The sequence below is a fragment of the Amycolatopsis sp. NPDC003731 genome, from assembly GCF_053586895.1.
In genome coordinates, this window is sequence record NZ_JBSFNC010000207.1 from 1 (window position 1) to 13213 (window position 13213).

The 13213-nt window shown below is 74.9% G+C and carries 3 protein-coding genes; all 3 read right to left on the bottom strand.

Annotated features, from left to right (window positions below; genetic code table 11):
* The coding region (locus ACWDN5_RS43240; RefSeq protein ID WP_449680356.1) for a type I polyketide synthase at positions 1-3818 on the bottom strand (3818 nt) is incomplete at its 3' end.
* A gap of 48 nt (positions 3819-3866) precedes the next feature.
* Positions 3867-8951, bottom strand: a complete 5085-nt coding sequence (locus ACWDN5_RS43245) for a beta-ketoacyl synthase N-terminal-like domain-containing protein (RefSeq protein ID WP_449680358.1) — start codon at positions 8949-8951, stop codon at positions 3867-3869.
* Between the two features lie 32 nt (positions 8952-8983).
* On the bottom strand, positions 8984-13213 hold a 4230-nt coding region (locus tag ACWDN5_RS43250), incomplete at its 5' end, for an acyltransferase domain-containing protein (RefSeq protein ID WP_449680357.1).

Here is a 13213-nt window from a genome sequence, read left to right on the forward strand (position 1 = left end):
GGATCGCGCACCACGCCGTCACCGGCGGGGACGGCGCCGCGGGTCACCACGACCAGGCGGGCGTCCTCGGGCGCGTCGGCGAGCCAGGCCTGCACGTCCGCCAGGACCCGGCCGGTCAGTTCCAGGGGGTCCTCGCCGGTGGCTTCGAGCACCTGGACGTGGTCCGCGGGCGCGTCCCCGGTCGCCGGAACCTCCGCCCACTCCAAGCGGAACAGCGCGTCACGGTTCGCCGCCGCGCCGAGCTGTTCGGTCGACACCGGCCGGGAGACCAGCGAATCCGCCGTCACGACGAGACCGCCGGCTTCGTCCGCGGCCTGGACCGACAGCGCGTCCGGGCCGCTCGGGGCGAGCCGGACGCGCAGCGCGGACGCCCCGGCGGCGTGCAGGACCAGGCCGTTCCAGGCGAACGGCAGCACCGGGCGGCCGGGCTCTTCGGTCGTGGCCGCACCGGCCATGCCCGCGTGCAGGGCCGCGTCCAGCAGGCCGGGGTGGAGGCCGAAGCGGGCCGCGTCCGCGCGGTCGTCTTCGGAGAGCGAGACCTCGGCGAACACCTCGGCACCGCGCCGCCACACCGCCCGCAGGCCCCGGAACGACGGCCCGTAGGCGTACCCGCGCTCGACGAGCCCGTCGTAGAAGTCCTCGACGTCGACGCGCTCGACGCCGGCAGGCGGCCACGCGGTGAAGTCGAACGCCTCGGCCGCTTCCGCGGAAGCGGCCAGGAAGCCGGTCGCGTGCCGGGCCCAGACCTCGGCCCCGGCGTCCTCGCGCAGGGAATACACCTCGACCGCGCGCGAACCGGTCTCCCCCGGCGCGCCCACGACGACCTGGATCCGGACCCCGCCGTGGTCGGGGACGACCAGCGGGGCCTCGATGACGAGCTCCTCGAGGACCGGGCAGCCGGCTTCGTCCCCGGCCCGGACGGCCAGCTCGACGAGCCCGGTGCCCGCGACCAGCACGACCCCGCCGATGACGTGGTCGGCCAGCCAGGGGTGCGACTTCAGCGACAGCCGCGCGGTGAAGACCAGGCCGTCGGACTGCGGCAGCCGCACGACCGCGCCCAGCAACGGGTGGTCGGCCGCGACCTGCCCGAGCGAAGCCGCGTCGGTGGCCTGCGCGGCCGGGTGCAGCCAGTAGTTCCGCTGGTCGAAGGCGTACTTCGGCAGGTCGACGAAACCGGTCACCGGCGGCAGCAGCGCGGACCAGTCGACCGCTGTCCCGTGGACGAACAGCTCGGCGACCGCGGCGATCAGCGCGGTGGCTTCCGGCCGGTCGTCCCGCAGGGCCGCGACGCAGGTGACCTCGGCCGTCTCCTCGACGAGGGCGGTCAGCGCCGCGCCCGGCCCGAGTTCGACGAACAGGGAGGCACCGGACTCCGCCGCGGCCGTGACGCCCTCGGCGAACCGCACCGGCCGCCGGACGTGCTCGGCCCAGTAGCCCGGCTCGGTGAGCTCGCCGGGCTCGGCGAGCCGGCCGGTCACGTTGGAGACCAGGGGGATTTCCGGCTCGTGCCAGGTCACGCCGGCCAGCTCGGCGGCGAACTCGGCGAGCATCGGCGCCATCCGCGCGGAGTGGAACGCGTGGGAAACCTTGAGCTGCTTGGTCTTGTGCCCGCGCTCGCGCATCCGGGCGGCGGCCGCGAGGACCGCGTCTTCGTCCCCGGAGAGGACCACCGCGGACGGGCCGTTTATGGCCGCGAGTTCGACGCCGTCGCCGAGCAGTCCGGCGATCTCGGCTTCGGACGCGGCGACGGCCACCATCGTCCCGCCCGGCGCCAGTGCCTGCATCAGCCGTCCGCGGGCCGCGACGATCCGGGCCGCGTCCGGCAGTGAGAACACGCCCGCGGCGTAGGCGGCGGTGAGCTCGCCGATGGAGTGGCCGAGCACGACGTCCGGCCGGACGCCCCAGGACTCCGCGAGCCGGAACAGCGCGCTCTCCACCGCGAACAGCCCGGCCTGGGTGAACATCGTCTGGTCCAGCAGCCCGGTGCTGGCCGGCACCGCGCCCAGCACGACGTCCCGCACGGGGTGCCCGCCCCGGCCGGCCAGGCACTTGTCCAGTTCCGCGCAGGCTTCGTCGAACGCCGTCGCGAACACCGGGTACCGGTCGTACAGCTCGCGGCCCATCCCGAGCCGCTGCGAACCCTGGCCGGGGAAGACGAAGGCGACCTTGCCCGGCCGGGCCGAACCGGTGACCACGCCGGGCGCGCGTTCTTCACGGGCCAGCGCCCGCAGCCCGGCCACGGCCTCTTCGTCCGTTCCGGCGACGACGACCGCGCGGTCGTTCAGCAGCGCCCGGCTCGTCAGCAGCGCACTCGCCAGCCGAGCCCTCGGCGCACCGGACTCAAGGGCGTCCGCGAGGCGGCCGGCCTGGGCCGCCAAGGAGGTCGGGCTGCCCGCGGAAACGACCAGCGGCAGCGGCCCCTCGACGGCCGGTTCATCCGGGACGGTGTCCGCCTCGGGCGCCTCCTCCAGGATCAGGTGGGCGTTCGTGCCGCTGATCCCGAACGCGGACACCCCGGCCCGGCGGGGCCGGTCTTCGCGCGGCCACTCGCGCGCCTCGGTCAGCAGCTCGACCGCACCGGCGGACCAGTCGACCTCCGGCGTCGGCTCGGCCACGTGCAGGGTCGGCGGCATGGCGCCGTGCCGCAGTGCCTGGACCATCTTGATCACGCCCGCGACCCCGGCGGCCGCCTGCGTGTGCCCGAAGTTCGACTTGACCGAGCCCAGCCACAACGGCCGTTCGCGGCCCTGGCCGTAGGTCGCCAGCAGCGCCTGCGCTTCGATCGGGTCGCCGAGCGCGGTGCCCGTGCCGTGCGCCTCGACGATGTCCACGTCGGACGCGACCAGCCCGGCCCCGGACAGGGCCTTGCGGATCACCCGCTGCTGCGAAGGCCCGTTCGGCGCGGTCAGGCCGTTGGAGGCGCCGTCCTGGTTGACCGCACTGCCGCGGATCACCGCGAGGATCCGGTGCCCGCGTTCCTGGGCCACGGAAAGCCGTTCGAGGACGAGGACGCCGGCGCCCTCGGCCCAGCCGGTGCCGTCGGCGGTCGAGGAGAAGGCCTTGGAGCGGCCGTCGGCGGCCAGCACCCGCTGCCGGGAGAAGGCCACGAACGTGCCGGGCGTCGGCATCACCGTCGCGCCGCCGGCCAGCGCCATCGAGCACTCGCCCGCGCGCAGGGCCTGGGCGGCGAGGTGGATGGCCACCAGCGACGACGAGCACGCGGTGTCGATGGTGACGGCCGGCCCTTCGAGCCCGAAGACGTAGGACACCCGGCCCGACGCCACGCTCGACGCCGCCCCGATGCCCGCGAAGGCTTCCAGGTCCGGTGTGATCGCCCCGGCGCCGTAGCCCTGGGTGAAGACGCCGGAGAAGACGCCGACGTCGCTGCCTTTCAGCGAAAGCGGGTCGACCCCGGCGTCCTCCAGGGCCTCCCACGACGTCTCCAGCAGCACCCGCTGCTGCGGGTCCATGACGAGGGCCTCGCGCGGCGAGATGCCGAACAGGCCCGCGTCGAAGTGCCCGGCGCCGCGCAGGAACCCGCCCTGGCTGGTGTAGGACGTCCCGGGGTTGTCCGGGTCCGGGTCGAACAGGCCGTCCAGGTCCCAGCCGCGGTCGTCGGGGAAGCCGGAGAGGGCGTCGACCCCGTCGGCCACCAACCGCCACAGGTCTTCGGGCGAGGACACGCCACCGGGGAACCGGCAGGCCATGCCGACGACCGCGAGCGGCTCGTCGGCGTGCCGGGCGCCCTGCTTGCGCAGGCTGTGCAGCTCCGCCGTGACGCGCTTGAGGTACTTGAGGAGTTTTTCGTCCGTGGCCATTCCTGGGTCCTCACAAGGGTTTGCTGGGAGCGTGGGTCTCGAACCGGGTCAGGTGAGGCCCAGCTCCTCGTCGATGAAGTCGAGGACTTCGTCGGCGGACGCGGCCTCGAGCCGGTCCGCCAGCGTTTCGCCGTCCGGGTCGTCGCTCACCCCGTTGCACCGGGCCACCAGGCCCTGCAGCCGGAGGGTGAGGCCGGTCTTCGTGGATTCGTCGAGGACCAGCCCGCCGAGCAGGGCCTCGACGTCTTCGAGCCGGGCGTGCACGACCGAAAGCGCGTCGTCGCCGGCGCCGAGTTCGTCGCGCAGGTACCGGGCGAGGACCAGCGGGGTCGGGTAGTCGAAGGCGAGCGTCGCGGGCAGCTTCAGCCCGGTGCTCTCCCGCAGCCGGTTGCGCAGGTCGACCGAGGTGAGCGAGTCGAACCCGGCGTCCTTGAACGCGGTGTCGGCGCGGACGGCGTCCGGCCCGGCGTGCCCGAGCACCGCCGCGACCTGGTTCCGCACCAGGTCGACGAGCAGGGCCTCCTGCTCGTCCGCGCCCAGCCCGGCCAGCTTCCGCAGCAGGTCGTTGTCCACTGTGGACGCGCTCTGAGCCTGCCGTCGCCCGGTCCGGACCAGGCCGCGCAGCAGGGGCGGCACGGTGCCGCCGGCCCGGACCTCCCGCAGGTCGAGCTTGACCGGCACGAGCAGCGCGGGCCGGGCGGCCAGCGAGGCGTCGAACAGGGCCATGCCCTCCTCGGCCGTGATCGGCCGCACGCCGCCGCGGCTCATCCGGGCCTGGTCGGTGCCGCCGAGGTGCGCGGTCATGCCGGTGGCCTGCTCCCACAGGCCCCACGCCAGCGACAGGCCGGGCAGGCCCGCGGCCCGGCGGCTCGCCATCGCCGCGTCCAGGAACGCGTTCGCGGCCGCGTAGTTGCCCTGGCCGGGCGAGCCGAAGACGCCGGAGCCGGAGGAGAACACGACGAAGGCGTCGAGGTCGAGGTCGCGGGTGAGTTCGTCGAGGTGGCGGACGGCGTCGACCTTGGGCGCGAAGACCTTGGCCAGCCGGTCCGGGGTGAGCGTCCCGATGACGCCGTCGTCGAGGACGCCCGCGGTGTGGATGACGCTCGCCGGGCGGTGTGCGTCGATCAGGGCGGCCACCTGGTCGCGGTCGGCCAGGTCGCAGGCGACGACGGAGACGTCCGCGCCGGCCGCGGTGAGGTCGGCGACCAGGTCCTTCGCGCCATCCGCGGCCAGGCCGCGGCGGCTGGCCAGGACCAGGTTCCGCACGCCGTGCCGGGCGACCAGGTGCCGGGCCACGAACTCGCCGAGCACCCCGGCTCCGGAGACCAGGACCGGCCCGCGCAGGCCGGATACCGGTGCCGCGTCGGCGCCGGCCAGGCGCGGGACGTGGAGGGCCGCGCCGCGCACGGCGACCTGCGGCTCCCCGGTGGCCAGCACCGCGCCGAGCGGGACTTCGCCGTCGGTGTCCAGCAGAACGATCCGGTCCGGGTTTTCCGCCTGCGCGGACCGGACCAGGCCCCAGACCGCCGCCGCGGCCGGGTCGGTGACCGGGGTGTCCCCGGCGGGCACCGCGCCGCGCGTGACGACGACCAGCCGCTCCGCCTCCGGCTCGGTCAGCCAGGTCTGCAGCTTCTCCAGGACGCGGGACGTCGCCGCGAGCGGGGACTCGCCGCCGGGGACCTCGAGCACGTCGGCGACGCCGTCGGCTTCGTGACTCCCGGGGAGTTCGATCCAGTTCACCTGGAACAGCGAGTCCTGGGTGCCGCTCGGCGGCCCGACGGACACCGGCCGCAACACCACTTCCCTGGCCGTGACGACCAGGTTGCCGGCGCCGTCGACCGCTTCCAGGGCACCTCCAGGCGCCAGCCGGACCCGTAGGGTCGACGCGCCTTCGGCGTGCAGGGTCAGGCCGCGCCATTCCATGGGCTGCGTCAGGCCGTCGTCGCCGGACAGGGCCGCGTTCAGGAGCGCCGGGTGGAGGACGAAGGCGCCGGCGTCGACGCCGTCGGGCAGGGAGACTTCGGTGACGATCTCGTCGCCGGCCTGCCCCGCGCCCGGAGGCGGCGGCGTCGCGGAGAGGGTGCCGGTGGCGTGCCGGGTCCACTCGTCGGTGGCGTCTTCGGGCTGGGCGTGCACTTGCAGGGTCCGGGTGCCGTCTTCGGCGGGTCCGGACACGCTGACCTGCACCCGGATCGCGCCGCGTTCGGGCAGGACCGGCGGTGTCTCGATGATGAGCTCGTCCAGCACCGGGGTCCCGGCCTCGTCCCCGGCCCGGACGGCCAGTTCGACGAGCGCGGTGGCGGGCACGACCACGACGTCGTCCACGGTGTGGCCGGCCAGCCACGGCTGCGACTTCAGGGACCACTGCGAGGTGAAGACCAGGCCACCGGTCTGCGGCAGCCGCACCACCGGGCCGGCCGAATCGGTCGCCGTCTCGAGGTACCGCAGCCAGTAGTGCTGGTGGTCGAAGGCGTACGTCGGCAGGGCGACCCGGGCGGGCGGGACCAGCGTGGCCCAGTCGACGTCGGCGCCGCGGACGAACAGCTCGGCCATCGACGTCAGCAGCCGCCGCAGGCCGCCGTCGTCGCGCCGGAGCGTCCCGGTGACGACGGCGTCGTCGGCGATCTCGCTGATCGCCTGGACGAGCACGGGGTGCGCGCTGACCTCGACGAACACGCCGTGCCCCTGCGCGACCAGCTCGGCCACGGCCGGGCCGAAGCCGACCTGGTTGCGCAGGTTCCGGTACCAGTAGCCGCCGTCGAAGACGCCGGCGTCGCGGATCCAGTCGCCGGTCAGGGTGGAGAAGAACGGGAGCGAAGGCGCCTGGGCCTCGATCCCGGCCAGCGCCTCGGCCAGTGGCTCCTGGATGTCCTCGACGTGCCGGGTGTGGGAGGCGTAGTCCACAGCGACCCGACGGACCCGGATTTCCTGGCCCGCCAACGCTTCGAGGGCCTGGTCGAGGGCTTCGGCGTCCCCGGCGATGACGACCGACGACGGGCTGTTGACCGCGGCCACCTCGACCCGGTCGGCCCACGGCGTCAGCTGGGCGACCGCGTCTTCCTCGCTCAACGCGACCGACGCCATGCCGCCGCGGCCGGCCAGCTTCGCCGCGATGGCCTGGCTGCGCAGGGCGACCACCTTCGCGGCGTCCTGCAGCGACAGCGCCCCCGACACACAGGCGGCGGCGATCTCGCCCTGCGAGTGGCCCACCACCGCATCCGGCCGGACACCGACCGACTCCCACACCGCGGCCAACCCCACCATCACCGCGAAGCAGGCGGGCTGCAGCACGTCGACGCGCTCCAGATCGCCCTCGCCGCGGAGGACCTCCAGCAGCGACCAGTCGATCCACGGCTCCAGCGCGGCGGCGCACTCGGCGATCCGCTCGGCGAACACCGGCGAGGCGTCCAGGAGTTCCCGGCCCATGCCGACCCACTGCGAGCCCTGGCCCGGGAACACCCACACGACCTTCCCCGGCGAACCGGCCCGGCCGGTGACCGCGGCCGCGTCTTCCCCGCGGGCCAGCGCTTCCAGGGCCGCCACGGCCTCGTCCCGGGTGCCCGCCAGCACGACGGCCCGGTCGTCGAACCGGGAGCGGCCGGACACCAGCGCTCCGGCCACGCTCCCGAGGGGCTCGCCGGACGTCCCGAGGAACGCGGCCAGCCGCCCGGCCTGACCGGCCAGCGCCCCGCGGGCCGACAGCACCAGCGGCACGACCCCGGCGGGCGGTTCGACCGCGCCGGGCGGCTCTTCCTCGGGCGCTTCTTCCAGGATGAGGTGGGCGTTGGTGCCGCTGATCCCGAACGAGGACACCCCGGCCCGGCGCGGACGGCCTTCGCGCGGCCACTCCCGCGCCTCCGTCAGCAGCGAGACCGCGCCCGCCGACCAGTCGACCTCGGTGGACGGCTGGTCGATGTGGAGCGTCGGGGGCAGGACGCCGTGGCGCAGGGCCTGCACCATCTTGATCACGCTGGCCACGCCCGCGGCCGCCTGCGTGTGCCCGATGTTCGACTTGATCGACCCGAGCCACAACGGTGTCTCGCGGTCCTTGCCGTAGGTGGCCAGGAGGGCCTGCGCCTCGATCGGGTCGCCGAGCGTCGTGCCGGTGCCGTGGCCTTCGACGGCGTCCACATCGGACGGTGCCAGGCCGGCTTCGGCCAGTGCGGCGCGGATCACCCGCTGCTGCGACGGGCCGTTGGGCGCGGTCAGGCCGTTCGACGCGCCGTCCTGGTTCACCGCGATGCCGCGCAGCACCGCGAGGACCTCGTGGCCGCGCTCGCGGGCGACCGACAGCCGCTCCAGCACGACCACGCCGACGCCCTCGGCCAGCCCCATCCCGTCGGCGCTGTCGGCGAACGCCTTGCAGCGCCCGTCCAGGGCGAGCCCGCGCTGCCGCGAGAAGGACACGAAGGAACCGGGCTGGGCCATCACCATCGCGCCGCCGGCCAGGGCCATCGAGCAGTCACCGCGCCGCAGCGCCTGCGCGGCGAGGTGCATCGCCACCAGCGACGACGAGCATCCGGTGTCGACGGTGACCGCCGGGCCCTCGAAGCCGAGGACGTACGACACGCGGCCGGACGCGATGCACGGCGCCGCGCCGGTGCCGACGAAGCCCTCCAGCTCCGGGGCGACCACGCCGCCGCCGGCGCCGTAGCCCATGCTCGCGACCCCGGTGAAGACGCCGACGTCGCTGCCCTTCAGCGAAAGCGGGTCGGTGCCGGTGCGTTCGATGGCTTCCCAGGACGTCTCCAGCAGCAGTCGCTGCTGCGGGTCCATCGCGACGGCCTCGCGCGGTGAGATCCCGAAGAACCCCGCGTCGAAGAGGCCGGCGTCGTGGAGGAAGCCGCCCTGGTCGGTGTACGTCGTGCCCGGGCGGTCGGGGTCCGGGTCGACCAGGCCGTCGACGTCCCAGCCGCGGTCGGCGGGGAACGCGGAGACGGCGTCGGTCCCGTCGGCCACCAGCCGCCACAGGTCCTCGGGCGAGGCGACCCCGCCCGGGTAGCGGCACGCCATGGCGACGATGGCGATCGGCTCGCGCGCCTGCTCTTCGACCTCGCGCAGCCGCGTGCGGGCGTCGCGGGCGTCGGCGATCGCCCGCTTGAGGTAGTCGCGGAGCTGTCCCTCGTCAGCCACTGAACTCAACTCCCAATTTCACGTGTGCGGTTTCAGTCGAGCCCGTCGACGAGGGCGAAGAGCTCCTCGTCGCTGGCCGTGTCGAGATCGTCGGTCTGGTCCGCCCGGGCTTCGGCGGTCTTGAGCAGTTCCCGCAGCCGCGCGGTGATCCGGTCGCCGTCCGGGCTGTCGGCGACGGCCGTGATGGCCGCCTCCAGCCCGGCGAGGCCGGCCAGCACCGCGTCCGCGGGGGACGCTTCCTCGACGGCGAGTTCCGTCCGCAAGTGCCGGGCCAGCGCCAGGGGGTTCGGGTGGTCGAAGACCAGCGTGGCGGGCAGTTTCAGGCCGGTTGCCTCGCGCAGCCGGTTGCGCAGTTCCACCGACGTCAGCGAGTCGAACCCGGCGTCCTTGAACGCCGCGTCGGCGCGGACGCCGGAGCTGTCGGCGTGCCCGAGCACCACCGCGACCTGCCCGCGGACGAGGTCGAGCAGCAGCGTTTCCTGGTCGGCGACGGTGAGCCCGGCCAGTTTGCGGGCCAGGCCGCCGTCGTCGCCGGACGCCGTGCGCGCCGCCTGCCGGCTCGCCCGGACCAGGCCGCGCAGCAGGTGCGGGACGGTGCCGCCGGCGGCCGCGTCGGCCCGGACCTCGCGCAGGTCGAGTTCGATCGGCACCAGCAGGGCTTCTCCGGCCGCGAGTGCGGCGTCGAACAGCGCCATGCCCTCGGCGGACCCGAGCGCCCGGACGCCGCCGCGGCCTTCCCGCCGGCTCATCCGGGCCAGGGTGAGGTCGTCGATGGTGCCGGCCATGCCGGTGAGCTGCTCCCACGGGCCCCAGGCCAGCGAGAGGCCGGGCAGGCCGGCCGCGCGGCGGGCGGCCATCAGGCCGTCGAGGAAGGCGTTCGCCGCCGCGTACCCGCCGCTGCCCGCGCCCATGAAGATGGCGGAGGCGGACGAGTAGACGATGAACGCGTCGAGGTCGGCGTCGCGGGTCAGCTCGTCGAGGTGGCGGCCGGCGTCCACCTTGGGGGCGAAGACCTTGGCCAGCCGGTCGCGGTCGAGTGCCCCGGTGACACCGGCGTCGAACACGCCGGCCGTGTGCACGACCGCGGTCACCGGATGCTCTTTGAGCAACGCGGCCACCTGGTCGCGGTCGGAGATGTCACAGGTCACCGCGGACACCGACGCGCCGTGCTCGGTCAGTTCGGTGATGAGGTCTTCGACGCCGTCGGCGTCCCGGCCGCGGCGGCTGGCCAGCACAAGCCGGCGCACGCCGTGCCGGGTGACGAGATCGCGGGCCGCGAGCGCGCCGAGCGTCCCGGCCCCGGAGACCAGAACCGTCCCGTCCGGGCGGAACGTCAGGGGCGCTTCGGCCGGTTCGGTGACCCGGGCGAGCCGCGGCACCGAGAACGTCGTGCCGCGCAACGCCAGCTGCGGCTCGCCGGTGGCCAGCACCGCGTCCAGGGGCACCTCGCCGTCGGTGTCGAACAGGACGAACCGGTCCGGGTTCTCCGACTGCGCGGCCCGGACCAGGCCCCACACCGCGGCCCCGGCCGGGTCGGTCACCTCGCGGACGGCGCCGCGGGTCACCACGACGAGCCGGGCTTCGTCCGGCGCGTCGGTGAGGAACGCCTGCACGGCCTCCAAGACCCGGCTGGTCAGCTCCAGGGGCTCCTCGCCGAAGGCTTCCAACACCTCGGTCCGACCCGACGGGACCACACTGTCCACAGTGGTCAGTTCGGGCCAGTCCACCCGGTACAGCGAGCTGGTGCGCGCGGTGTCGAGCTGATCGAGGGCGACTTCGCGCAGGATCAGCGAGGCCAACGTCAGGACCGGGGCGCCGGTCTCGTCGGCGGCCTCGACGGTCAGCGCGTCCGGTCCGCCGGGCGCGACCCGGACCCGCAGGCCCGCGGCCCCCGCCGCGTGCAGCGCCAGCCGGTTCCAGGAGAACGGCATGACCGACTTGCCGGGCTGTCCGGACGCGGCCGCGGCGATCGTCCCGGTCTGCAGGGCCGCGTCGAGCAGCGCGGGGTGCAGGCCGAACCGGGCGGCGTCGTCCCGCCGGTCGCCGGGCAGGGTGACCTCGGCGAACACCTCTTCGCCGCGCTGCCACACCGCCCGCACCCCCTGGAACAGCGGCCCGTACGCGTATCCGCGCTCGGCGAGGTCGAGGTAGAAGTCGCCGATCTCGACGCGCTGTGCGTCCGGCGGCGGCCACGCGGTGAAGTCGAACCGGGTGCCGGTGGCCGGGGTCGCCGAGACCGTGCCGGTCGCGTGCCGGGTCCACCCGTCGTCGCGCTCGGAGTGGATGTCGACCGTGCGCGAGCCGTTCCGGTCCGGGCCGCTCACCGTGACCTGGACGTTCACACCGCCCTGCGCGGGCACGACCAGCGGCGCCTCGGTCACGAGCTCGTCGAGGACCGGGCAGCCGGCCTCGTCCCCGGCCCGCACGGCCAGCTCGACCAGCCCGGTACCGGGGAAGAGCACCACGCCGCCGATGGTGTGGTCGGCCAGCCACGGGTGGGTCCGCAGCGACAGCCGCGAGGTGAACAGGAGGCCGTCCGACTGCGGCAGCCGCACGACCGCGCCGAGCAGCGGGTGCCCGGCCTCGGCCTGGCCGAGCGAGACGGCGTCCGCCTGCGCGGCCGGCCGGAGCCAGAAGTGCTGGTGGTCGAAGGCGTACGTCGGCAGCTCGACCCGCGCGGCCGGGACCAGCGTGGCCCAGTCGACGTCGATGCCACGGACGAACAGCTCGGCCATCGACGTCAGCAGCCGCCGCAGGCCGCCGTCGTCGCGCCGGAGCGTGCCGATGACGACCGCGTCGTCGGCGATCCCGCTGATCGGCTGTACCAGCACCGGGTGCGCGCTGACCTCGACGAACACGCCGTGCCCCTGGGCGATCAGGGCTTCCACCGCCGGGCCGAAGCCGACCTGGTTGCGCAGGTTCCGGTACCAGTAGCCACCGTCCAGGACGTCGGCGTCCTGCACCCACTCGCCGGTGACGGTCGAGAGGAACGGCACGGCCGGGGCCTGCGCGGTGATCCCGGCCAGTGCCTCGGCGAGGGTGTCGCGGATGTCCTCGACGTGCCGGGTGTGGGAGGCGTAGTCGACGGCGACCTGCCGGACGCGGACGCCGTCGCCGGCCAGCACTTCCAGGGCCTCGTTCAGCGCCTGGGCGTCCCCGGCGATCACCACCGAGGACGGGCCGTTGACCGCGGCGACCTCGATCCGGCCGTCCCACAGCGCCAGCCGCGCGTCCGCCTCGGCTTCGGTCAGCGCGACCGACGCCATCCCACCGCGGCCGGACAGCCGCGCCGCGATCGCCTGGCTGCGCAAGGCCACCACCTTCGCGGCGTCGTCCAGCGTCAACGCGCCCGACACGCAGGCCGCGGCGATCTCGCCCTGCGAGTGCCCGACAACGGCGTCCGGCCGGACCCCGACGGACGCCCAGACGGCGGCCAGCCCGACCATCACCGCGAAGCACGCGGGCTGCAGCACGTCGACGCGGTCCAGATCGCCTTCGCCACGGAGGACGTCGAGCAGGGCCCAGCCGGTCCACTGATCGAGGGCGGCCGCGCACTCCTTGATCCGCTCGGCGAAGACCGGCGAGGCATCCAGGAGCTCCCGGCCCATGCCGACCCACTGCGTCCCCTGGCCCGGGAACACCCAGACGACCTTGCCCGGCTTGCCCGCGGACCCGGTCAGGACGCCGGGCGCGGCCTCACCGCGGGCGAGCGCAGCCAGTCCCGCACGGGCTTCCTCGTCCGAACCGGCCACGACGACCGCGCGTTCCTCCAGCACCGCGCGCCCGGACACCAGCGCCCCGGCGAGCTGCGCCGGCGGCACGTCCAGCCCGGTCAGCCGGCCGGCCTGCCCGGCCAGGGAACCGGTGCTGCGCGCGGAAACCACGAGCGGAACGACGGCCACCGGACCCGGCGCCGGAGCGGCGGGCTCGGCGGGGGCTTCCTCGATGATCAGGTGCACGTTCGTGCCGCTGACCCCGAACGAGGACACCCCGGCCCGGCGCGGCCGCTCGCCGCGCGGCCACTCGCGGCTCTCGGTCAGCAGTTCCACCGCGCCTTCGGTCCAGTCCACCTGCGAGCTGGGCTCGTCGACGTGCAGGGTCGCCGGCATGACGCCGTGCCGCAGCGCCTGGACGACCTTGATCACGCTGGCCACGCCCGCGGCGGCCTGGGTGTGGCCGATGTTGGACTTGAGGGAGCCGAGCCACAGCGGCGTCTCCCGCTCCTGCCCGTAGGTGGCCAGCAGCGCCTGCGCCTCGATGGG